The 23,067-nt window shown below is 31.8% G+C and carries 14 protein-coding genes and 1 pseudogene; 5 read left to right on the top strand and 10 right to left on the bottom strand.

Features of this window, described 5'->3' with window-relative positions; all coding sequences use genetic code 11:
• Window positions 1-3: 3 nt before the first annotated feature.
• Window positions 4-3,447 carry a transcription-repair coupling factor gene (gene mfd / locus FPB0191_RS05910; RefSeq protein WP_039104649.1) on the bottom strand — a complete coding sequence of 1,148 codons (3,444 nt, stop codon included), beginning with the start codon at window positions 3,445-3,447 and terminating at the stop codon, window positions 4-6.
• Between the two features lie 306 nt (window positions 3,448-3,753).
• Between mfd and lolC the strand changes: the two genes are divergently transcribed.
• From lolC to lolE, 3 genes are read left to right on the top strand one after another with little or no spacing between them, the layout of a single operon-like run.
• The gene (lolC, locus tag FPB0191_RS05905) at window positions 3,754-4,944 is read left to right on the top strand and encodes a lipoprotein-releasing ABC transporter permease subunit LolC (protein WP_039104647.1); all 1,191 of its coding nucleotides are present in this window, start codon (window positions 3,754-3,756) and stop codon (window positions 4,942-4,944) included.
• 10 nt (window positions 4,945-4,954) lie between these two features.
• Window positions 4,955-5,653, top strand: a complete 699-nt coding sequence (lolD, locus tag FPB0191_RS05900; protein WP_039106765.1) for a lipoprotein-releasing ABC transporter ATP-binding protein LolD — start codon at window positions 4,955-4,957, stop codon at window positions 5,651-5,653.
• A gap of 1 nt (window position 5,654) precedes the next feature.
• Entirely contained in the window at window positions 5,655-6,890 is a 1,236-nt protein-coding gene (lolE, locus tag FPB0191_RS05895; RefSeq protein WP_039104645.1) for a lipoprotein-releasing ABC transporter permease subunit LolE, read from the top strand.
• A 32-nt stretch (window positions 6,891-6,922) separates the two neighbouring features.
• Here lolE and FPB0191_RS05890 read toward each other — a convergent pair whose 3' ends face one another.
• The 5 genes from FPB0191_RS05890 to FPB0191_RS05870 all read right to left on the bottom strand — a co-directional run bounded on the left by FPB0191_RS05890 (window position 6,923) and on the right by FPB0191_RS05870 (window position 13,533).
• Window positions 6,923-7,336, bottom strand: coding sequence for an H-NS family histone-like protein (locus tag FPB0191_RS05890; protein ID WP_039104643.1), 414 nt, complete (start codon window positions 7,334-7,336; stop codon window positions 6,923-6,925).
• Window positions 7,330-8,877 carry a Ppx/GppA phosphatase family protein gene (locus FPB0191_RS05885; protein WP_039104641.1) on the bottom strand — a complete coding sequence of 516 codons (1,548 nt, stop codon included), beginning with the start codon at window positions 8,875-8,877 and terminating at the stop codon, window positions 7,330-7,332. Before FPB0191_RS05885 ends, FPB0191_RS05890 begins: the two co-directional genes overlap by 7 nt.
• A 15-nt stretch (window positions 8,878-8,892) precedes the next feature.
• Window positions 8,893-10,947 carry a polyphosphate kinase 1 gene (ppk1, locus tag FPB0191_RS05880; RefSeq protein WP_039104639.1) on the bottom strand — a complete coding sequence of 685 codons (2,055 nt, stop codon included), beginning with the start codon at window positions 10,945-10,947 and terminating at the stop codon, window positions 8,893-8,895.
• A 321-nt stretch (window positions 10,948-11,268) separates the two neighbouring features.
• Window positions 11,269-12,678: a pyruvate kinase PykF gene (pykF, locus tag FPB0191_RS05875; RefSeq protein ID WP_039104635.1), complete on the bottom strand. Its 1,410-nt coding sequence runs from the start codon at window positions 12,676-12,678 to the stop codon at window positions 11,269-11,271.
• 414 nt (window positions 12,679-13,092) lie between these two features.
• Entirely contained in the window at window positions 13,093-13,533 is a 441-nt protein-coding gene (locus FPB0191_RS05870) for an META domain-containing protein (protein WP_052236817.1), read from the bottom strand.
• Window positions 13,534-13,685: 152 nt separating this feature from the next.
• Between FPB0191_RS05870 and hrpA the strand changes: the two genes are divergently transcribed.
• Complete coding sequence (gene hrpA, locus FPB0191_RS05865; protein WP_039106761.1) at window positions 13,686-17,588, top strand: ATP-dependent RNA helicase HrpA; 3,903 nt, start codon at window positions 13,686-13,688, stop codon at window positions 17,586-17,588.
• A 56-nt stretch (window positions 17,589-17,644) separates the two neighbouring features.
• On the opposite strand, the gene FPB0191_RS05860 is transcribed toward hrpA, so the two are convergent.
• Together FPB0191_RS05860 and FPB0191_RS05855 are read right to left on the bottom strand one after the other, a co-directional pair.
• Window positions 17,645-18,757, bottom strand: a complete 1,113-nt coding sequence (locus FPB0191_RS05860; protein ID WP_039104631.1) for a YdgH/BhsA/McbA-like domain containing protein — start codon at window positions 18,755-18,757, stop codon at window positions 17,645-17,647.
• Window positions 18,758-18,787: 30 nt separating this feature from the next.
• Window positions 18,788-19,510, bottom strand: a complete 723-nt coding sequence (locus FPB0191_RS05855) for a cyclic nucleotide-binding domain-containing protein (protein ID WP_052236816.1) — start codon at window positions 19,508-19,510, stop codon at window positions 18,788-18,790.
• 157 nt (window positions 19,511-19,667) lie between these two features.
• On the opposite strand from FPB0191_RS05855, the pseudogene FPB0191_RS11995 reads away from it, so the two are divergent.
• Window positions 19,668-19,847, top strand: a pseudogene (locus FPB0191_RS11995) (SDR family oxidoreductase); the annotation flags it as partial.
• A 721-nt stretch (window positions 19,848-20,568) separates the two neighbouring features.
• On the opposite strand, the gene FPB0191_RS05850 reads toward FPB0191_RS11995, so the two are convergent.
• Window positions 20,569-20,871: a hypothetical protein gene (locus tag FPB0191_RS05850; RefSeq protein ID WP_039104629.1), complete on the bottom strand. Its 303-nt coding sequence runs from the start codon at window positions 20,869-20,871 to the stop codon at window positions 20,569-20,571.
• 1,064 nt (window positions 20,872-21,935) lie between these two features.
• Window positions 21,936-22,823 carry an SDR family oxidoreductase gene (locus tag FPB0191_RS05845; RefSeq protein WP_039104627.1) on the bottom strand — a complete coding sequence of 296 codons (888 nt, stop codon included), beginning with the start codon at window positions 22,821-22,823 and terminating at the stop codon, window positions 21,936-21,938.
• Window positions 22,824-23,067 lie beyond the last annotated feature (244 nt).

Raw genomic sequence — 23,067 nt, 5'->3', positions numbered from 1 at the left:
GGTTTATTCTTTATTCAATGCAAATTGTTCTAATAAATTCATAAGATAGTCAATTCGTTGTTGTCCTTGAAGTTCCATTCTTAATAATTTAAGTCTATTTTGACCATCCAAACGATAACTTCTAGGGTCTTTCTGGATTAGGCTAATAAGATAATCTACCGATACTTGATTCGCTTCACTAAATTCTATGTAACCTCCTTTTTTAGTTAATTCTATTTTCTTAATTCCAAGTTGTTGAGCAATATAACGGAGTTTAGTCAATTCTAATAAAAATAAAACCGGATCAGGTAATTTACCAAAGCGATCTATCATTTCTATTTTGATATCAGTTAATTGATTAAGATCATCAATTGATGCTATTCGTTTATATAAAGATAAACGAGCGTTTACATCTGGAATAAAATCATCAGGAATTAACGCCGGTAATCTAAGTTCGATTTCAGTTTGCTGATTGTTAAGTAATGTATCTAGCGACGGTTCTTTCCCTGATTTGAGAGATTTTACTGCCTCATCAAGTAATTCAATATATAAATTAAATCCGATTGATTCAATTTGACCACTTTGATCTTCACCTAATAGCTCTCCAGCACCGCGTATTTCGAGATCATGAGTAGCTAAAGCAAAACCTGCTCCTAAATCTTCTAATGAAGCGATCGCATCTAATCGCATTTTTGCTTCTTTCGTTAATGCTTTTGGTGGGGGAGTTAATAAATAAGCATATGCTTGATGGTAGGAGCGTCCAACTCGTCCACGTAATTGATGTAATTGTGCTAGCCCAAATTTATCAGCCCGTTCAATAATAATTGTATTAGCATTAGGAATATCTATTCCCGTTTCAATAATTGTTGTACAAATTAATAAATTATAGCGCTGGTGATGAAAGTCATTCATTACACGTTCTAATTCTCTTTCATGCATTTGACCGTGACCGATAGCAATCCTTGCTTCAGGAATAAGCTCCTGTAATTTATCACGCCGATTTTCAATATCCGCCACATCATTATGCAAATAATAAACCTGACCGCCACGTAATATCTCACGTAAGATGGCTTCTCGAATTACATAATTATCATATTCTCTAACAAAGGTTTTTACAGCTAATCTTCTAGCGGGTGCAGTGGCGATGATCGATAAATCACGCATACCACTCATTGCCATATTTAAAGTTCTTGGAATAGGTGTAGCGGTTAATGTTAAAATATCAACATTAGCGCGCATAGCTTTAATTCGTTCTTTCTGTCTAACGCCAAACCGATGTTCTTCATCAATAATTAATAAACCTAAATCATGCCATTTGACGTCAGCTTGTAGCAATTTATGAGTACCAATAACGATGTCAACTTTGCCATCTTCTAATGCTTGTATAACCTGTTGTTGTTGTTTGGCTGTTTTAAAGCGTGATAATGATTCAATTCTGATAGGCCAATTTGCAAAACGATCACAAAAATTCTCATAATGTTGCTGAGCTAGTAGCGTTGTTGGAACTAAAACTGCGACTTGTTTATGGTTAATGACGGCTAAAAAAGCAGCCCGCATGGCCACTTCAGTTTTGCCAAAACCTACATCACCACAAACCAATCTATCCATTGCATATGGAGCGCACATATCACCAATCACAGCACCAATAGCATTTAATTGATCATCCGTTTCTTGATAGGGAAAACTTTGACAAAATAATTCATACTGTTCACGATCTTGTTTAAATGCAAATCCTGGTTTAGATTCACGTTGCGCATAAATGTCCAATAATTCTGCAGCAACATCACGTACTTTTTCGGCAGCTTTTAGACGTGCCTTACTCCAAGCATCGGTACCTAATTTATTGAGTGGTGCATTTTCTTCATTCCCACCAGAATAACGACTGATCAAGTTTAATGAGGAAACAGGAACATAGAGTTTGGTATCATTTGCATAAATTAATATTAAATATTCAGCTGTAACGCCACCTGCTTCTAGAGTGGTTAATCCTGCATAACGACCAATACCATGCTCTAAATGAACTACGGGTTTACCCGGCGTCAATTCAGCTAAACTACCGATTAAAGCGTCTGTATTTATTGTTTGCTTAGTTTCTTTTCGTCGACGAATGATTCGTCTACCTAATAACTCGTTTTCAGTTATGATGGCAAAGTGATTTGTTTGATCGATAAACCCTTTTTCACTTGCCCCTATCATTAAATAAAACTGATTAACTGAATCTACTTGAATATCATCTATTTTTTTAATGAAAGTAGGAAAAATTTGAATACGTCTCAATATATCTTGCAGGGCTTCACGACGGCCTTCAGATTCGACTGAAAATATAATATTTCCTTCAAAGTTATTAATAAATTGTTTGAATAATAAATAGGGCTCTTTTTGTTGAATTTGGATTGCTAAATCGGGTAATTCGGTAAAGTGCATGTTTACCGCGTTTTTAGTCATTAAGTTTTCTTGACTAATAGATATTCGGGGATAGCGCTTAAATAAAGCAAAGGTTTCATTGGTATTTAACCAAATATCCTTTGGTTGAAGTAGGGGACGCATTGGATCCACATTACGACTTTCGTATTGAGCCTGTATATCTAACCAAAATTTTTCAGCATGATTATGGATATTCTTTGTTGATATTAATAACGTATTTTCAGGTAAGTAATCAAATAAAGGGATGAGTGGTTCATTAAAAAAAAGTCGCTGCCAATACTCAATACCGGTGGGAAGAATATTTTTTGATACTTGTTGATAAAGACTTTCTGATTCTAAGCGTACGGGAAAATTTTCACGCCATTGGGAACGAAACAATTCTATTGCTGATTTATCAAAAGGAAACTCATGGGCAGGCAATAATTGAATTTGATTAATTTCGTCTAAAGTTCGTTGTGTCTCAACATCAAAAATACGGATACTATCAACTTCATTATCAAAGAAATCAATACGATAAGGAACATCACTTCCCATAGGGAAAATATCGAATAATGCCCCTCTGGTTGCATATTCTCCATGCTCCATGACTTGACTTACATGTCGATAACTAGCATTTTCCAATTGTAATCTTAGATTTTCGCGAGATAAAATTTGCCCTTTTTGCATAATAAAAACATGCCCATTCAAATAGGAAATAGGACAAACTTTCTGCATCAGGGTATTAATAGGTAGAATTAATACGCCTTGAGTCAATTGAGGCAATTGATGAAGCGTTGATAACCGTTCAGATATGATATCTTGGTGCGGAGAGAAGCTGTCATAGGGTAGAGTTTCCCAATCTGGAAATAATAGGGTTGGATAGGAAGTATATTGCTTTAATTCCTCATGCAAGCGTGTTGTTTGTTGCATGTCATCTGTAATAATTACAATGGTTCCCTGATGTTGAGCTAATACCTGCGCACAAAATAATGCTAAGGAAGAACCGATTAACTGACCATATTCCAATACCGTGCCAGCTTTTGTGGGTAGTTTTATATCAGACATAGATAAATTATAAAATTACATAAAATATTATGTGTTTAATTATACCGAAATGTAAGAAAAAAACAGATTTTATTATCTTACTTATTTTACTTTAGTATTTTTCAAAATATTCAAAGCTAACTATTTATTAACCTACAAATAGTAAAGCTAAGTATTATTTAGCAAATTATTATTATTTACGCTAATTGAGCCGCATTAGTCATTGTCGCAATAACTTGTCTTCATCACTAATAGCCGTTATCATGGAATTATTAATGCGACATTTAATCAAATTAGCTATTCTTAAGATTATTTCGAGAATTCACTATGTTTTATCCTTTGCCGTTCTTTATCGGTCTACGCTATGCCTACAGTAGAAAATCAGATAGCTTTGGTCGTTTTGTCTCTTGGTTATCAATGATTGGCATTATGTTAGGCTCATTTGGTTTAATCGTTATTATGTCAGTTATGAATGGATTTGAAAATGAGATGCAAAAAAATATTCTACAATTTATTCCGCAAGCTCAAATAACGACTCAAACACATCGTTTAAATTTCATAGATTATCCAAAAACAGTGGTTCCTAATAATGACCATATTAAGCATATTACACCATTAATTACTGGTGATGTGATTATTCAAAGTCCAAACAATATTACGATGAGTACAATAGTAGGGGTGGATCCAAACGAATTTGATCCTATCACTTCGTATATTTATTTGGGTAATTTATCAGATCTTAAACCGAATGAGTATAAAATTATTATTGGCGATTATCTAGCTAGCAAACTTAATGTTGGCGTTGGTGATAAATTACGTTTAATGGTAACTGATGCTAGCCAAATAACACCTGTAGGCAAAATCCCAAGCCAAAGACTTTTTGAAGTTGCAGGTATATTTTCTGTTAATCACGATATTGATCAATCAATCATTTATCTAAATATCAACGATGCAGCAAAATTAATGCGTTATCCATCTGATACGATTACAAGTTGGCGATTAACTTTAGACAATCCATTAAATATACAGTCTATTGTGGCACAACCATTGAGTAAACAATTACAATTTAACGATTGGCGCGATAAACGAGGTGAATTATTTCAAGCCATACGAATGGAAAAGAATGTTATGGCTTTATTAATTAGTCTTATCGTTATTGTTGCCGCATTTAATATAATTACTTCATTAAGCTTGCTTGTTATGGAAAAACAAACAGAAATTGCAATTTTAAAAACTCAAGGTTTAAACCGTTTTAAAACCATGCTGATTTTTATTATCCAAGGTGCCAGTTCAGGTATTATAGGATCGTTGATTGGATGTTCAATTGGACTGATTTTCGCATTGAGTTTAGCCAAATTTAATTTAACTTTTTCTGGTATCCCTTTACCTTCCATAGTTGATTCAAAACAAGTTATAATAGTCTTTATTTCATTGTTATTATTATCAATTTTGTCAACTCTTTATCCCGCTTATCGAGCGGCCAGTACTCAACCAGCAGAGGCATTACGTTATGAATAATGAATATACTATGGAAAGTAAACCACTTATTAAAACGATTGACCTATGTAAAAGTTACCAAGAAGGTAAGGTTAGCACTGAAGTATTAAGATCAATTAATTTCAATATTATGCCTAAAACTATGAATGCGATAATTGGCAGTTCAGGTTCAGGTAAGAGTACTTTATTACATCTTCTAGGAGGCTTAGATACCGCTTCATCGGGTGATATATTATTTAATTCTCAATCTATTTCACAATTATCAGAATCGCAAAAAGCAAATTTACGTAATAAAGAAATTGGTTTTGTTTATCAATTTCATCATTTGCTATCTGACTTTAACGCATTAGAAAATATAGCGATGCCATTAATGATAGCAGGTATTAATCATAAACAATCATATGAACATGCATATGAAATGCTTGAGTCAATAAATCTACTTCATAGAGCAAAACATCGACCTTCTGAATTATCCGGAGGTGAACGGCAACGTATAGCAATTGGTAGGGCATTGATAAATAATCCTTCAATCGTAATGGCGGATGAACCTACTGGTAATTTAGATCAGAATACGGCTGAGTCGATCTTTGAATTATTAATCAATCTTAACCAAAAACATGGAACGGCTTTTTTAGTTGTTACGCATGACTTAACATTAGCCCAAAAGATGAAATACCAATATGTGATGACATCAGGCACGTTAAAACCAATAAATCATCAAGGATCGTAATATGTTATCGTTAACTATGGCAAGAAGATTTAGAAAAGGTCGTCGTCAAAGTGGTATGTTATCTTTCATTTCGATACTTTCAACTCTTAGTATAGCCATTGGTATTGCTGCGCTAATAATTGGTTTGAGTGCTATGAATGGATTTGAAAAAGAATTACATAATCGTGTTTTATCGGTTATTCCGCATGGTGAATTCTATGTACCAGAGGGACAAATATCTCATTGGCGTCAACTTAAATCACAAATTGAAAAAAATCCAGATATCACAGCAGCAACACCTTTTGTTCGCTTTACCGGTTTATTAGAAAATGGTAATAAATTAAAAGCAATACAAATACAGGGAATTGATATTGACCAACAAGCTAGAATGAGCCGTTTACCACAATATATTTTAGATAACCGATGGAATGACTTTAAATCGAATAATAAAGGTATATTAATCGGCACCGGATTAGCAAAATCACTGTCTGTCACTGCCGGGGATTGGATTACGCTGTTAATTCCTATTTCGGATTCACAAAAGAAATTAAAGCAACCTAAGCGAATCCGATTACAAATAGCGGGCTTAATGGATTTTAGTGGTAATTTAGGTAATGATTTAGCAATAATACCCTTATCAGATGCACAGAATTATTTAGGAATAGGTGACACTGTCACAGGTATTCAAGTAAATGTTAACGATCTCTATCATGCCAGTGAAATTATTCAACGGACAAAGCTAAGTTATTTTCAACCCATTTATGTAGTTAGTTGGCAAAGTAACTATGGTTTTATGTATCATGATATACAAATGATTAGGCAAATTATGTACTTAGCTATGATAATTGTTATTGGTGTTGCCTGCTTTAGTATTGTTTCAACATTAGTTATTGCGGTGAAGGATAAGCAGCGTGAGATAGCAATTTTAAAAACCTTAGGCGCAACAAATCGTCTAATCAGCCAAACTTTTATCTATTATGGGATTATAGCCGGTCTAATTGGTAGTATTTTTGGCATTGTATTAGGTGTTTTGATAACTGATCAGTTATCTAATATTGTAAAATGTATTGAGTATTTAATTGGTCATCAATTACTTAATAGCCATATCTATTTTATTGATTTCATTCCTACAGAAATTCATATGATAGATATTCTAATCGTATTTTGTACTTCCGTTATACTTACATTGATTGCCAGCTATTACCCAGCCCGTCGAGCATGTAAAATCGATCCAGTAAAAATATTAAATGGGTATTAGATAAACGTTAACGATGTTAGAAGAGGGCAGTGTTAAATAAGAAAATCTTCTAATGATTTTTTTTTATTAGCATTTAAAGCTTGTCGTATTGGTTTGGGCATTCTTCCTTGCCCAGTCCAAGTTTTTAAATCACCATTTTGATCATAGTATTTATATTTTGGTGGGCGGATTGCTCGAGATTTTCGTAGTCGCTTGAAAGTTGGGAAGTCAGCTTTTTTCAGCAAATCATTAATTTCTATGCCATCTTTCTTAATTAATTGTAAATATGTCGCTATTTTTTTATTATAGTTATTGATATCTTCTTGAGCTTGCTCATTAATCTTACGCCGTTCTTCGATTACTAGGCCTAATTTTTGATGTATCTCTTCCAAAAGTTCAAGTGATAAATTTTTGGTTTGTGCTCTTATATTCCGAATATTATTAGAAATTAAAATCTTTTTTACCATATTTGACCAGCTTCATTTATTCGAATATCCAATTGCCAATGTTTATTTTCTTGCCAATAAATTTGTTCTTGTTCTAAATCAAGCAGTATCAAGCCATTTGTTTTGGCAAAGTTATTTTCAATATATAATTCCACATGAAAAATGTTATCATCTACAATTCTCAACTTAAATACTTTTTCATTAAGTGTCGCACTACGTTGATTATTAATTAAAACGGCAAGCCTTAGTATTTGTAGTAAAACCAGAACCTGTTTTTGTTCAAACAAACTAAAATTAGGAATGTTTTCAACCATAAATCCTTTGCGATGATAGCGAACTAGAGTAGACAGCAAAAATTGCTGCTCTTCATTGAAACCAGGCATATTACAATTTTTCAAAATATAGGCTGAATGTTTGTGAATATTTGAGAAATTGATACTTAAACCAATTTCATGTAACCATGCCGACCAATAGAGTAGTGATTCTAACTTTTCGTCAATAATTATATTCGCTGACATTTTCCATTGCGAAAATAACCATTTTACAATATCGACGGTTTTACCAGCATGAAGTTTATCAATGTTATAGTGTTTAATTAGAAAACCAACCGTTTTCTCGCAAATATCTTGTGTACTTTTGTGACCAGTAATTTCATATAAAACACCTTCTCTTAAAGCACTGTGGGTATAGTGTAGTTCCTGTAAACCAAATGCACTAAATACACCGTAGAATATCGCTAATCCACTTACGAAAATTAGTTTACGATCATTAGATAATGATGGGAAATCAATGTCATCAAAGCACTTAAATTCAAGAACATAAGATACTAAATCTTCTAACCGTTTGAGGGTTATAATTCCATCAGTAACGCCAAGGTCGAGTAAGATTTTATAAATACTTTTAATTGTGCCAGAAGAACCAAAAGCAATCGTAATATTCTTACTTTTCACTGATTGTGTAAATTTCTCAACTTGTTGTTCAGCAGCCAATTTCGCCCGTTCAAAATATTGTTTTGTAATAACTTGATTTGGGAAAAAACGTTTGGCATAAGTAACGCAGCCCATTGGACGACTTTCAACAAAGGCTGGTATTTGATCTTTGCCAATAGCTATTTCTGTCGATCCTCCGCCAACATCAATAATAAATTTAACATCAGATTGTTTGACCGATTCACTATTAATAGCTCCCAAATAAATTAATCGCGCTTCTTCTTGACCAGAAACGATCTCAATAGGGAAGGGGAAAACAAGACTTGCTGCTTTTAGAAATTCAAGTCTATTTTTAGCAACACGCAATGTAAAAGTTCCCACAACTTTAACATGTGAAATAGGAAAATCTTTCAAACGCTCGGCAAATAAGGCTAAGCTGTTTATTGCACGTTGGATGCTTTCTTGGCTAAGATGATAATATTTATCTAAGCCTGAAGCTAATTGAACCTGTTGTTTATTTTTATAGATTATTTGGAGAGAATTATCGATCTTTTTCGCAATAATCATATGGAAACTATTGGATCCTAAATCGATAACCGCATATTCATTAAAATCTGGCTTATTCGTATGCATTTGCACCCTCAATCGTTATTTATCATTTTCTAAACGATTTAAATAATCATAAATAGCAATCTGTGATCTTATCTTTTTCTTATTACCGCGTTGAACGTAATTATTTTTTAAGTCTTGATCAATAATCCTAGCTTTAACATTGTCATTAGATTGGATTGTGAATATATCTCGGATTATTTTTTTTATACCTGTATCTAAAATCTTTACTCCCACTTCAACGCGGTTATCAATGTTTCTTGGCATCCAATCTGCTGAAGAGATATAAGTATCTTTTAATCCATTATTTTCGAATATATAAACTCTCGCATGCTCTAAAAAACGATCGACGATACTAGTCACAAAAATATTTTCACTTAAATTTGGAATCTGCGGTTTAAGTATGCACATGCCACGAATAATCAATCTAATTTTTACACCGGCTGTAGACGCTTCATATAGTTTATTAATCATTTCTTTATCGGTAATAGCATTGAGTTTTAAATAAATACCACTCGGTTTACCGGATTTTGCATTATTAATTTCTCGTTGTACCAATTCCATAAATCGCATACGTGTATTTTGCGGGGAGACTAAAAGATAATGGAATGTAACTGGTTTAAATGGATTTTCAATAAAGTTAAATACTTTTTTAACTTCTTCGGTAATCATTGGATCGGCTGTTAATAAAGAGAAATCAGTATAAACTTTGGCTGTTTTTTCATTAAAATTACCGGAGCCAATATGCGCATAACGAGTAATACGTTCATTTTCTTTACGTTCAATTAGGAACAATTTAGCATGAATCTTTAGTCTTGGTTGGGAGTAAATGACTTTAACACCTGAACTCATGAGTGTTTTAGCCCAATGGATATTCGTTTCTTCATCAAAACGTGCTTGTAATTCCACTACAACTGTTACTTTTTTCCCATTATTGGCAGCATTAATAGCAGCTTGGACAAACCGAGAATCTTTAGCTACACGATAAATGTTAATTCTTATATGCGTCACGTTCGGATCAAACGAAGCTTGACGCATAATTTCCAAAACATGACCAAATGAATAATAAGGATAATACAATAGAATATCTCGATCGCGTATCGTATCAAAGGTATTACGAAATTGTTTAAATCGTTTATATGTCAAATTCGGTAGTACTTTATTTAATAAATTCGTTCGACCAATATATGGAAAACTCATTAAGTCTTTAAGATTAGGATAACGGCCACCTTGCATTGCATCATTTTCAGTTAGCTTTAATTTCGTTAACAATAACTCCATGAGCGCTTTAGGCATATCTTTTTGATAGATAAACCTTACAGGTTGAGCAGTTACACGTTGCTTTAATCCTTGAGACATGAGTTCCAATAAGCTATCCATTTCACTACTTAGCTCATATTCAGCATCGCGATTGATTTTGATAGAATAGGCATTGAATTCAGTAGCATCAAAGAAAATCTTAAAAATATCTGGTAAGCAGTAACGTAAAATATTATCTAAGAAAATAATAGATTTATTTTTTGAAGCACTATCTGATGGAAGTAAGACAAAACGTGAAATTTTATCAGTAGGTAATTCCAATAATGCATATTTAATTTCATTATTATTAATGATTTCAACACCAAGATAGGAATGATCATCTTTTAGAAACTGGATCAATTCTGTATGACTATCAAGTAAAATAGGATTGATATACTGTCGCAGATTTTGTTTATAAAATTTCTTAATCCATTCTTCTTGATTAGATGTGAGTTGTCTTTCATTGATTAGAAATATCTGATTTCTAGCCATTTCTAAAAGTAATTCGTTATAAAGTGTTTCGAATTTCAACTCAGCTTGAATAACTTTTTGATGTACTAATTTAAGCGTATTCTTAGCATTAGAAGCATTGCCTTTTTCTTGTTCAATTAAAACATATCGTTTTAAATTGGCAAATTGGACTTTGTAAAATTCATCAAGATTATTTGAATAAATACCCAAAAATCGAACACGCTCAATTAATGGATTACTTGGATCTGCGGCTTCTTGTAATACTCTTTCATTAAAAGCTAACCAACTTATTTCTTTCTGAAAATATAAATTTTCACTATTCATATTAATTTTAGATTAGCCTCACAATCATATACTTTGATGATTAATGATTATACTTAAATTAATTGATTTTGCACATTATTGTGATTAAAAAAAACAAAATCACCTGATAATAATATCTGGTCAATAATAAATGAGATTAACTAATTTTTGTTTCAGTTAATTGTTTAATTTTAAGAAACAACTAAAATTAAACAATTGAATTGCGAATAATCATATTTAGAAACATATATAACTATAGAAGAATGTATTTATCAAAGATAAAAAACCCGATGGAATCATCGGGTTTTTAATAAACTTAATCAAATTGAAGTTATCAATTAACTATACACGGTGGACGGAAGTTGTATTAGTTGTACCACTGGGAACTAGCGCACCAGAAACCATTACGACGATATCGCCAGATTTCACATAACCTAACTTAACGGCCATTTCTTTACCTAAACGATAGAAATCATCAGTAGAGTTAATAGAATCGATTAAGATAGGCTCAACACCTTTACTTAATAGTAATTGATTGATTGTTTTTTGGCTAGAAGATAACGCCAAGATTTTTGCTTTCGGGAAGTAATGACGAACTTCACGAGCTGATTTACCACTTCTTGTTGCAACAATAATTAGAGGAGCATTCAATCTTTCAGCAATCTCAACTGCGCCACAACAAACAGCTGCTGTAATTCTGAGTTTTTCAAGAGCTTGCAGTTCTAAAGATGCAGAAATTGTTTTATCTGTACGTTGGCAAATTGTTGCCATAACTTGTACTGTTTCTAAAGGATATTTACCTTTAGCACTCTCACCTGAAAGCATAACTGCGTCAGTTCCATCTAATATTGCATTTGCAACATCACCGGCTTCAGCACGAGTAGGGCGAGGGTTTTTGATCATTGAATCAAGCATTTGTGTCGCAGTAATAACTGGTTTAGATGCTCTGACACATTTTTTGATCATCATTTTTTGAGCAAAAATAACTTCTTCAACCGGTATTTCAACACCTAAATCACCACGAGCGACCATAATACCATCAGATGCATCAAGAATTTCATCAAAATTGTCTAAACCTTCTTGGTTTTCAATTTTAGAAATAATTTTAATATCTTCGCCACCATGTGTTGCTAAATGTTTACGGATGTCTTCCACATCTGAACGTTTACGAATAAAAGAAGCTGCAATGAAATCAACACCTTGTTCGCAACCAAAAATAAGATCTTGTTTATCTTTTTCGGCTAATGCAGGTAATTTGATAGAGACATTTGGTAAATTAACACCTTTATTTTCACCTAAGTCACCATTATTTAATACTTTACAAACAACTTCGTTACCTTTAATTTCGGTAACTTCCATCGCAATCAGCCCATCATCAACTAAAACACGATTACCTACACTTAAATCTTCAGCGAAACCTTCATAGGTCACAGCAACACGTTGTGAGTTACCAACAACTGATTTATCGGTAGTAAAAGTAAACGTTTGTCCTGCAACTAAAGATACGTCATTACCGCCTTCAAGTTTAATAGTACGGATTTCAGGGCCTTTAGTATCTAACATAATCGCCGCTTTTAGCCCGGTTTCTTGCATTACTTCACGTAAATTTTTGATACGATTTCCGTGTTCATTATAATCACCATGAGAGAAATTTAAACGCATGACATTCATACCTGCATTTAAAAGTTTAGTTAGCATCTCTTTAGATTCTGATTTCGGTCCTATCGTACATACAATTTTAGTTTTTTTCATATTAATATCTGCTGTTAAGTTAATGTTAAAAATAAAAATTAGTGGAATATTTTAAATCGGAAATAAAAAAACCAATGGCAAAGCATTGGTATAAATAGATTATGGTTTCTTGAATAATAAAAACAAAGTTAAAACAATATTGTTAAAGTTACCTGTATTTTTTAATGATAATATACTCACAAGTTGAACTCATAAACCATTTTAATCGTTGGCTATATTATATCGCAACATTTTTTTTTATAAAGAATTTTATGATTTATATGGTGCTAAAGTAAGATGTTTTTAATATTAACATTAGGAATAATATTAAAAAATAGATAAGGTTAATATCTGGTTTCACATCATTTTAATTTATCAATTTTTGTGCTAAAGGGAGCTTAAAAAACAGCATTGCTCCCTTTAATTTGAAGATTACTACATTAAATCTTTAACTTCAAAATGTAGTTCATTACTCTTATTTGATAATTCTAAATAAGTTGTATCATAATCATGTTTAATTTTGACTTTAGCCCCATAAGTAAATAAATCGCTGACAATACCATCAAGTTTATTAAGTTGTTGATCATCACTACAATATTTTTGTGTAGAAGATAAGTTTTTACTGGTTATCGTATCTTTATTTAAAGACGCTTCTCCAAAAAAAGTATTGCACATTTTTCCATTAAAAGTTAATTTTTCACTAAATTCAATAAAAGCTTGTTTTTCAGGTGCAATATTTTCACCATTAGCCTTAACTAGTAAAAAACGATGGTGTTGCAGCTCTTCTTTCATAATATCGGTTTTATCTTTATCGTCACATCCGCTTAATAATATTGTTCCAGTTAATATCATTAATAAATAAAATACATTTTTCATACATTTACTCCTCATTTGTCGGTACAAAACACTATATTCTTGTCATTATGATTAAAATCATAACTAAGTAATAGTTTTTTTTAAAATCTTTAAATTTTGCTATAATACATAACTAATTGAAGATTTTCATGAAATTAACTTTATTACAAAATATGCTTAATTCTCAGCAAATACAAGAATTATTTGATAAGTTAGATACTGTCACTATTAAGGAAAAAGTGAAATTTATCAAAGAATTATCTGATTTATCTAAAAGGAAATTAGCGAGCGAAGCCGATTTACTATCAGTTAAATCTCGCATAGAAATTGCGCACAATGATTATCTTATTCGACTACATAAGGTACCTAATAGAATTAGTTATCCAGAAGAATTACCAGTAACTCAAAAAAAAGCCGATATATATAAAGCTATAAATGATAATCAAGTTGTCATTATTGCAGGCGAAACAGGTTCTGGAAAAACGACACAAATACCAAAAATTTGTTTAGAGCTAGGACTCGGTGTCAAAGGGTTTATTGGTCATACGCAACCAAGAAGACTTGCAGCCCGATCTGTTGCCGTTCGTATTGCTGAGGAATTGAACTCTGAATTAGGAGATATCGTCGGATATAAAGTCAGATTTAATGATAATGTTAAAGATTCATCGCTAATAAAACTGATGACCGACGGTATATTGTTAGCCGAAATCCAAAATGATCGGTTATTAACTCAATATGATACGATTATTATTGATGAAGCCCATGAAAGAAGTCTCAATATTGATTTTATTTTAGGTTATTTAAAGCAAATTTTACCTAAAAGACCTGATTTAAAAGTTATTATTACTTCAGCAACAATTGATGTTGAGCGTTTCTCTCGTCATTTTAATCATGCACCTATCATAGAAGTATCGGGTAGAACTTATCCTGTTGAAGTTCGTTATCGACCTATTATGAAAGATGATGAAAATAATTATGATGATTTTCAAGGGATTATTAATGCAATTGATGAATTGTCAATGGAAGATAATCGTGGTGATATTCTGATTTTTTTGACAGGTGAACGAGAAATACGAGATTTGGCCGATGTTCTGTCTAAATTAAACCTATTCCATACAGAAATTATTCCTTTATATGCTCGTCTTTCAAGTGCTGAACAAAATCGTATATTTCGCCCACATAATGGTAGACGCATTATTTTATCAACTAACGTCGCTGAAACTTCATTAACAGTGCCTGGCATAAAATTTGTGATTGATCCAGGAATGGCAAGAATTAGCCGTTATAGTTATCGCACAAAAGTTCAACGTTTACCGATAGAAGCAATATCTCAAGCATCAGCGAATCAACGTAAAGGTCGTTGTGGACGAACCTCAGATGGAATTTGTATACGTTTATATGATGAACAAGATTTTCTAAATCGACCTTTATTTACTGAACCTGAAATTCTACGGACAAATTTAGCATCAGTTATTTTACAAATGATTGCATTAAATCTTGGTAATTTAGCTGCATTTCCATTTATCGAATCGCCTGAAAAAAAGCATATAAAAGATGGTAGCCGTTTATTAGAAGAATTGGGTGCAATTTATACTAAGAAAAATCATTATCATTTAACCAAAATAGGGCGGATGTTAGCACAATTGCCTATTGATCCTCGTTTTGCTCGTATGCTAGTTGAATCTCGTAAACATGCAAGCGTGAAAGAAATAATGATTATAACTGCTGCACTGTCTATACAGGATCCTAGGGAAAGACCTTTTGACAAACAACAAGCTTCAGATCAAAAACATCAACGCTTTGCAGATAAAAATTCAGATTTCATAAGTTATTTAAATTTATGGAGATATATTGAAGAACAACAAAAAGCATTAACAAATAATCAATTTCGTCAATTATGCCGGAAGGAGTTCCTAAATTACTTAAGAATTAAAGAATGGCAAGATATTTATACGCAAATTAGACAAACTATAAAGCAACTCAATTTTCCAATTAATAATCATGACAGTGATTATCAAGCTATACATACATCAATTTTAAGTGGTTTATTATCTCATATTGGGATGAAAGAAATTGATAAATTTGAATATCTTGGTCCTAGAAATATGAAATTTGCTATTTTCCCGGGTTCTAGCTTATTTAAAAACTCGCCTAAATGGTGTATGGCCAATGAGTTAGTTGAAACAGCAAAACTATGGGGTCGAAATGTTGCTAAAATTGAAGTTGAGTGGATTGAACCTTTAGCTAAACATTTAATAAAAAAACAGTATCACGAACCGCATTGGTCTAAAAAGCAAGGAACGACTATTGCCAATGAAAAAGTCACACTATTTGGTTTACCAATTGTTAATAATCGTTTGGTCAATTACAGCGACATTGATCCTGTGTTGAGTCGTGAACTATTTATTCGTCATGCCTTAGTAGAAGGGGAGTGGGATGCTAAATATGATTTCTATCTCAAAAATCAGAAACTCATTAAAGAAGTTGAAACACTCGAACATAAATCAAGGCGACAAGATATCTTAGTCGATGTTGATACATTATTTCAATTTTACGATCAAAAAATACCTCATACTGTCATTTCAACCAAACATTTTGATAGTTGGTGGAAAAAAGAGCATCTTACAAACCCAGATTATTTGTTATTTGATAAACAAACCTTAATTAATCCTAATGCTAATAAAGTAACTACTGAAGATTATCCAGATTACTGGATTTATAACAATATCAAACTAAAAATAAGTTACCATTTTGACATTGGTGGTGCACGTGACGGTGTCACGGTTACAATACCGGTTTCTGTTTTAAATCAAATCGACAACGATACTATTTTTCAATGGCAAGTTCCCGGCTTTCGTCAAGACTTAATCATATCGTTAATAAAGTCCCTACCTAAATCATTACGGCGAAATTTAGTGCCCGCACCAAATTATGCCAAAGCTTTTCTGGAAAGAGTCAAACCTGGTGAGGAAGATTTATTAGTAACTCTTGAAAAGGAGTTTAAAAGAATGACGGGCGTCATAATAAATCGTGAAAACTGGCAATTAGCATTAGTTGATGATTATCTGAAAATAACATTTAATATAGTTAATGATAATAATAAAACGATTTTAGCTGGTAAAGATTTGAATCAAATCAAACAGCAATTGAAAGATCAAGTTCAATCTGCTCTTCAACAAGTTACTCAACATACTGACAGTGATATAGAAAAACAAGAATTAACTAATTGGGATTTTGGGGATATTCCTGTTATTTATGAGCAAAGAAAAAAGAATTATACAATCAAGGCTTATCCAACTTTAATTGATGAAGGTAATAGCGTTGCAATAAAATTAGTCGACAATCCCTATGACCAATCTCAATTAATGTTATCGGGAATTAGGCGATTAATTTATTTGAATATTCCATCACCGATTAAATATTTACATGAGAAACTTCCTAATAAAGCAAAATTAGGTTTGTACTTTAATCCATTTGGCAAAATTAATGACCTAATCGATGATTGTATTTTTTGTGGAATAGATTATTTAATTCAGCAAAAATCTGAAGGTATTATTTATGAACAACATTTATTCCCGCCTTTATTAGAAAAAGTGAAAAGTAATATCAATGAATTAGTCGTCGATATTGCACAACAACTAGAAAAAATATTAACGTTAAATTATCAAATCAATAAAAAGCTGAAAGGTCGAGTTGATTTAAATCAGGCTTTAGCATTTGCTGATATTAAACAACAATTATCTAATTTAATATATAAAGGGTTTGTCTGTGATATTGGTTATCAACGATTACCTGATCTGTATCGTTATTTACAGGCAATAGAAAAACGCATTGAAAAATTATTAATAGATCCTAACAAAGATCGTAATAATTTGATAATTGTTGAAAGAGTAACGCAACGCTATTTATTTCTCAAAAAAAATAGCAATTTATATAAAGGACAAGAAAATAAAATTCAGCAAATACGTTGGATGATTGAGGAATTAAGAGTTAACCTTTTTGCCCAACAACTTGGCACACCATATCCAATTTCTGAAAAACGGATTAACCAAATTTTTGATGAACTAGAGAAATAAAAAGAAGAGGGTGATCCTCTTCTTTTATTTAATTTATTAAATCGATATTTATAGCGTTAACGATAAAGATCAATATAAATTGTTTTATTTGGTCCTTTTGAATCTTGTGCAATTCGAGATATATGGAAATATTTAGCTCCATTTTCTGCTGCTTTCTTACCAGCTTTATAAGAAATTTCTTGTGCTGTTACAAAATAACCTCTAATTTTAATTGTATCAAATGCTACCATTTTAGCCGCAGTTCCATCATTAAGTTCTTCAATTTTTGTTCCATCTGGCAACGTTACAGTGTAACGAGAGCTTTTTACTTGAGGAATTACTAATTGATTATTCGTAGATGGGGTAGGGGTGACCAAAGTTGTAGAAGCGACCGGTTTATTGTTATTAGTCACAATTGTTTGGTTTTTCTCTACAGCTTGTTCTTTTTTAACATTTGGTTCTTGCTTAACATCTTCAATTACTGAATTATTGAATTTTTTAGAATAAAATTGTTCATTAAATGCTGATGACGAATAATATCCTGGGCGTTCTACCTGCATTGCAGCTTCGCCCCCTTGAGCTAAAGCTAATTGACCCGCTTCTGAATCATAAGGAATCGCATTTTCAGGTTGAAGTTTTCTTTCAGCAGCATCTTTTTTAAATAAATATGCAGTAATTTGTTTATTTCCACCATTAACTTCAACTAATCTATCTATAAAAAAAGCATAAGCATCTTTTTTAGATGCGGCTTTAGCAACAGCATTATTTAATTCAACTTGAGTAGGGAAGTATCCACGTAATCTTATTATGTCATAAGGTTCATAATGAATAGCGGTATCTTTTGGATATTCAAGTACACCATTAAATTGTCGGAAATTTTCTACTGTCTTATCAACTGGTTTTGCATCTGCTTTATATAATTTTGCATAAACAATTCTTAATCCATCATTACTTGGAGCTACATTGGTACTCGTAATATAAAAGTAGTCAGCACCTTGTTTATCTGCTGCTTTTGACATTGCTCTAACACTATCAGATTCACTATAGAATAATCCTCGAATAGAGATTTCTTTAAAAGACTGAAGTGAATCGGCTTTTTCAGGTGTTAATTCTTGAGATGCATTGGCAGTACCAACCCCAATCATAGTAGCTAACAATGTAGCTATGTAAGATGTCTTAATTAGTTTCATATAAAATTCATTTCCCTGTTTGTGACCTTGTCACTTGTGATATTCAGCAAATTTGATTAATGCAGGTAGATTTTTAATTGTAATATACTTACCGCGTGCCGTTAGAATATTTAAATCCTGCATACGAGTCAAGATACGACTAATCGTTTCAATAGTTAACCCTAGGTAGTTTGCAATGTCATTACGGCTCATCGATAATTTTATATTAAGGGATACATGACCCCGACGGGCATATTTGCTATATAAAGAATAAATGAACATTCCAACTCGTTCTTCAGCATTTTTTTGCGAAAAACACAAAATTAGCTTCTTAAAGTCATGAATATCTTCACTCATTAATTTAAATAAAGTATCTCGTACATGAGTATTTTGTGATACTAATGTCATCAATTCTTCATATTTTAATTCACAGATTAAGCTATTGGTTAATGCTTTAACTGAACAATTATATTTTAAAGAATGAATACTATCTAAACCTATAATATCACCGGGTAAATAAAAGCCATTTATTTGCTCCTTACCTTCGACAGTAATATAGGTTTTTAATGCGCCAGCATTTATAATATAGAATCTATCTAAAGCAGTACCTTCATTAACGATAATTTCATCCTTTGAAACCGCATGTTTACAATTGACCACTGTATCAAGAGCGTTATTTAGTAATTTAGGTATGCAAATAGATGGACCAATGCGACATAGTTCACATGATACTGAGTAACTCTTACTGCGAATGGTTTTATAAATATTTTGCATTAGGATTATATATCTTATTGTTAAATTGTGCCTATCTTCGTAAAGATTAACATTTTTCAAAAAAAAATTAAAGGTTGGGTAACAACATTAATAAATAATTTATAATTCCATTAAAAATTTTTTTAAATCGCCTATAAAGTTTTTGTCTTGATTATAATTACAAATCTGTGGAGGTCAACCAAGTGAGGTGATCCCGGAATTTGGAAAACAAGCTCCATTAATGCGAGCGGGTCAGCCGGTAGAATTAGCGAGTTTATATGTATTTTTAGCGTCAGAGGAATCGAGTTATATTACGGCGGATACATTTGGTGTTACGGGTGGTATGCACATTAATTAAGATCGGAACGAAGATCGTTACTCTCTATTATTCAGGTTAAAAAACAAAAGGGCTTTAAGAAGTCCTTTTTATTTTATGACTTAATCAGAACTTGAAACTAACATAATAAAACGGGTACATATTTTTACCAATATAATTAAACGTCAAAAAAGCCCATAGTGTTAGTTTGTGCCAAGCACATCACACAAATTGACAAAACAAAGATAGAGCAGACATCAGACCATATAATTCATCAGCAAAGACTCGTGTTAAAATAGTTAATTTAACATAATATACATTATGCGAATTTATTATTTTTTTAAAAAGGATCTTAATTTATCAATGCGATCCTAGATAAAACGATCAAACTCAAAACCTATCCATCATAATCCAATTTTTAATTACGCCAAGTTTCCATAACTTTCCTTTTTCTTATCCAAAATATTTCTTATAGATTTATTCAAATATTCTGTTTTTGTAAAATTTGAACTTATAAAATAAAAAATTAATTTTCTTTAGCAATTTCTAGTAAATAAAATATGACTAAATTTTATTATGTTACTTGCCAATAAGATATGTTATTAATAAGATATTTCCAACCTAAAAACTTCGCATAATGTAAAATGCGTTATGCGTTATGCGTTATGTTGAAGTCGCAGATTGTTAAATGTTGGCCGACTCAGTCGGCTAACAATCAAGAATTTAGCATAACGTCATTATGCGAAATGTGAATCAATATTTATTACTCAATGATTTCTGTGGTAGCAATTGTTCCATAATAAGTTATATAAAGATATGTACCGTTTGAAAAAGATCCAATTGCTGTTGATATTTTTACGCCATATATGGTATTACCGTTACCTAACTCTTTGGCTGAATTAACAAAATTATCATAAGCCTCTTGATGTTCATTTTTATTGCGCTCTACAAGACCTCTAATAAATCCTTTTTTTGATATTTCAATTGGATACGTTGTTTCAATAATACCGTGAATTTCTTTTATTCTCATATTATTAGGCAAAGTGTCTGCTGTTATTATATTCATAATTTTTTATCCTTTTTATTAATATAGTTTAATTTTGTAACAATATATTACAAATAGCTTGTTATTTATACTATCACTTTCGACGTCAATTAAGTGACACCCGAACTTTACCATGGTTTTCCATGGTAAAAATTATCTTATAGTTAATTTCCCATTTTCATCAATATCAACTTTTTCTAAGATTTTATCAATTATATAATGAACAATATTAGATTCTTGATAAACAATTTTATTACCCTGATAGATTGCCTTTTTGTTAGAGAAAATGCTTTATCTTGTAATGAAACAGATTCTTCTTTTTTAATCTAATAGTTTTTTTTAGAGTATCCACTTTAACCCCTTTTATAACCTTGTTTGATAACTAATCCGCATAGTTGATATAAATTCTACTTTATTGTGCGGTCATTGTCTGTTACTTGTTGGCAAGTAATAAGTAACATGTATACATATGTTTTTTGATTGGTTGAGTTATGCGAAGTTTTTAGGTTGGAAATATCTTATTAATAACATATCTTATTGGCAAGTAACATAATAAAATTTAGTCATATTTTATTTACTAGAAATTGCTAAAGAAAATTAATTTTTTATTTTATAAGTTCAAATTTTACAAAAACAGAATATTTGAATAAATCTATAAGAAATATTTTGGATAAGAAAAAGGAAAGTTATGGAAACTTGGCGTAATTAAAAATTGGATTATGATGGATAGGTTTTGAGTTTGATCGTTTTATCTAGGATCGCATTGATAAATTAAGATCCTTTTTAAAAAAATAATAAATTCGCATAATGTATATTATGTTAAATTAACTATTTTAACACGAGTCTTTGCTGATGAATTATATGGTCTGATGTCTGCTCTATCTTTGTTTTGTCAATTTGTGTGATGTGCTGGGAACAAACTAAGTCTATGGTTTTTTTTGACGTTTAATTATATTGGTAAAAATATGTACCCGTTTTATTATGTTGGTTTCAAGTTCTGATTAAGTCATAAAATAAAAAGGACTTCTTAAAGCCCTTTTGTTTTTTAACCTGAATAATAGAGAGTAACGATCTTCGTTCCGATCTTAATTGATGTGCATACCACCCGTAACACCAAATGTGTCCGCCGTAATATAACTCGATTCCTCTGACGCTAAAAATACATATAAACTCGCTAATTCTACCGGCTGACCCGCTCGCATTAATGGAGCTTGTTTCCCAAATTCCGGGATCACCTCACTTGGTTGACCTCCACAGATTTGTAACGGTGTCCAGATTGGACCAGGGGCAACACTATTTACTCGTATACCTTTTTTAGCAACTTGTTTTGCTAAGCCTCGAGTGAAAGCAATTATAGCTGTTTTAGTACAAGCATAATCTAATAAATTGGCACTTGGTTGATAAGCTTGAATTGATGAGGTAGTAATAATTGTTGAACCTGCTTTTAAATATCCTAATGCAGCTTTCGTGACCCAGAACAAAGAGAATACATTGATTTCAAAGGTTTTCTTAATTTGCTCTGTTGTTAATTTCATTATATCTTCGACAGCCGTTTGTTTTCCGGCAACGAATGTGACATTGTCTAATCCACCAAGTTTCTCATGAGCCTGATCAACTAATTTTTTACAAAATGCTTCATCACTTAGATCGCCTGGAATGAGCACAGCTTTGCGACCAACTGATTCAATCACTTTAGCTACATCTTCGGCATCTTTCTGTTCATGAGGTAAATAATTAATTGCTACATCAGCACCTTCTTTAGCATAAGCTATTGCTGCCGCTCGACCAATTCCAGAATCGCCACCGGTAACCAACATTTTAAGGCCTTCTAAACGTTGATGACCTTGATAGCTTTTTTCTCCACAATCCGGAACAGGCTTCATTTCAAATTGTAATCCCGGAGCTGGCTGTTTCTGTTTTGGGAATTTGTCGTGATAGTATTTAGTTAGCGGATTGTTTGATTGTTTACTCATGATTTTCTCCTAAGTTAGACTTGCATTTAAATGCAACTTTAATATAACTTAAATAAAATCAATTTACTAATCACAAAATCCTATTGCTGAATGTTATTTATCGTTAAATTATTTAAATAATTCATATAGTTATGATTTATGGCGATTATTAAAACAATGAATGTCGTTTTAACCATATCAGTTTCGTATATACATATATAAGTCAAATCTAAATCATATTCACAACACAGTCAGATACATTAAT

It is taken from the genome of Frischella perrara (assembly GCF_000807275.1).
GTDB classification, from domain to species: Bacteria; Pseudomonadota; Gammaproteobacteria; order Enterobacterales; family Orbaceae; genus Frischella; species Frischella perrara.
The sequence above is the reverse complement of the archived record's forward strand: the minus strand, read 5'-3'. Positions and strand labels throughout refer to the sequence as shown.

Excerpts from the sequence above, each read along its gene's own strand:
- lolD (WP_039106765.1), top strand. The coding sequence starts at position 4,955 with ATGGAAAGTAAACCACTTATTAAAACGATTGACCTATGTAAAAGTTAC.
- lolC (WP_039104647.1), top strand. The coding sequence starts at position 3,754 with ATGTTTTATCCTTTGCCGTTCTTTATCGGTCTACGCTATGCCTACAGT.
- FPB0191_RS05845 (WP_039104627.1), bottom strand. The coding sequence starts at position 22,823 with ATGAGTAAACAATCAAACAATCCGCTAACTAAATACTATCACGACAAA.
- lolE (WP_039104645.1), top strand. The coding sequence starts at position 5,655 with ATGTTATCGTTAACTATGGCAAGAAGATTTAGAAAAGGTCGTCGTCAA.
- ppk1 (WP_039104639.1), bottom strand. The coding sequence starts at position 10,947 with ATGAATAGTGAAAATTTATATTTTCAGAAAGAAATAAGTTGGTTAGCT.
- FPB0191_RS05850 (WP_039104629.1), bottom strand. The coding sequence starts at position 20,871 with ATGAATATAATAACAGCAGACACTTTGCCTAATAATATGAGAATAAAA.
- hrpA (WP_039106761.1), top strand. The coding sequence starts at position 13,686 with ATGCTTAATTCTCAGCAAATACAAGAATTATTTGATAAGTTAGATACT.
- FPB0191_RS05870 (WP_052236817.1), bottom strand. The coding sequence starts at position 13,533 with ATGAAAAATGTATTTTATTTATTAATGATATTAACTGGAACAATATTA.
- pykF (WP_039104635.1), bottom strand. The coding sequence starts at position 12,678 with ATGAAAAAAACTAAAATTGTATGTACGATAGGACCGAAATCAGAATCT.
- FPB0191_RS05885 (WP_039104641.1), bottom strand. The coding sequence starts at position 8,877 with ATGCATACGAATAAGCCAGATTTTAATGAATATGCGGTTATCGATTTA.
- FPB0191_RS05890 (WP_039104643.1), bottom strand. The coding sequence starts at position 7,336 with ATGGTAAAAAAGATTTTAATTTCTAATAATATTCGGAATATAAGAGCA.
- FPB0191_RS05855 (WP_052236816.1), bottom strand. The coding sequence starts at position 19,510 with ATGCAAAATATTTATAAAACCATTCGCAGTAAGAGTTACTCAGTATCA.
- FPB0191_RS05860 (WP_039104631.1), bottom strand. The coding sequence starts at position 18,757 with ATGAAACTAATTAAGACATCTTACATAGCTACATTGTTAGCTACTATG.
- mfd (WP_039104649.1), bottom strand. The coding sequence starts at position 3,447 with ATGTCTGATATAAAACTACCCACAAAAGCTGGCACGGTATTGGAATAT.